Source organism: Aquirufa beregesia (genome assembly GCF_011090385.1).
GTDB lineage: Bacteria > Bacteroidota > Bacteroidia > Cytophagales > Spirosomataceae > Aquirufa > Aquirufa beregesia.
This window is the reverse complement of record NZ_SEWW01000046.1, coordinates 1-301: the sequence shown is the minus strand read 5'-3', so window position 1 is coordinate 301 and position 301 is coordinate 1. Positions and strand designations below refer to the sequence as shown.

Here is a 301-nt window from a genome sequence, read left to right as displayed (position 1 = left end):
ACAGTATGTGTAAATACCCCTGGGAAAATGGGAAAGCAGAGCGTATCAATGGAATTATAAAAAACAATTATTTACGGCATCGAAAAATCCATAATTTCGAAATGCTGGTCAAAGAAGTTGACCGAGCTGTATCACTCTATAATCAGGAAAAGCCTCATATTGGATTAAATAAAATGACACCTATTGCTTTTGAGAAAAAACTACTAAATTTAAATCAAGCTATAGGCTAAACAACTAAAGTACTTGAATATGAATCAAGTATAAGTGACATAAAACGGTCAACGTCATTCAGGCATTCACA

The 301-nt window shown here is 33.2% G+C and carries 1 protein-coding gene; it reads left to right on the top strand.

Annotated elements, in window-relative coordinates; all coding sequences use genetic code 11:
- Nucleotides 1–230 (top strand): integrase core domain-containing protein (locus EWU23_RS13820; protein WP_166233201.1); only part of this gene is annotated, 230 nt, incomplete at its 5' end.
- Nucleotides 231–301: the final 71 nt, after the last annotated feature.